1 protein-coding gene is annotated in these 501 nt (G+C 40.7%); it reads left to right on the top strand.

The features are described from left to right. Positions 1–271: 271 nt before the first annotated feature. Positions 272–501: hypothetical protein (locus R8O10_RS27870; RefSeq protein WP_318192314.1), on the top strand; the 230-nt coding region annotated here is incomplete at its 3' end.

Genomic DNA, 501 nt, shown 5'->3' with positions numbered 1-501 from the left:
GTTTCTTATCTCACGAAGTCGATGCAATTATCGCAGCGATGGCATTGGGCAAAGATCTACAGCAAACCGTTTCTCATCTTGTTGAGCAAAGACAGTCTCTTTTCGACAACAGTCTCTATGCACTAGCCGCATAACTAAAAACTCTATCTAAGCACAAATAAATCAATTGTTTACTGCATGCTTTAGCATGCTGGTAAAAGTGCAGAGTTCTTTAGTTATATATATTACTTAGAAACTTTGCACTTTTACGTTCTACTAGGAATAAGAATAAATGAACGTTATCGCGCAATCTCAAGCTTCAGAACATACACTGGTTCGTTCAACCGAGTCCTGCTCAGTCGCTATTCTTAGCGGCGAGTCTCTAAGCTTCGATCATGACAAGTACAGGGTCGTTGCTGTTCGCAACGACAAAAACAACCTGGCTGAAGTTGTCCGCTATTACCGTGATGCTGGCTTCAATAGCATCAAGTTAATCATTGATTCAAAAAAGCTCCCTGATCA

This window comes from Vibrio sp. 1727 (assembly GCF_033344415.1).
Classification (GTDB): domain Bacteria; phylum Pseudomonadota; class Gammaproteobacteria; order Enterobacterales; family Vibrionaceae; genus Vibrio; species Vibrio alginolyticus.
The sequence above is the reverse complement of the archived record's forward strand: the minus strand, read 5'-3'. Positions and strand labels throughout refer to the sequence as shown.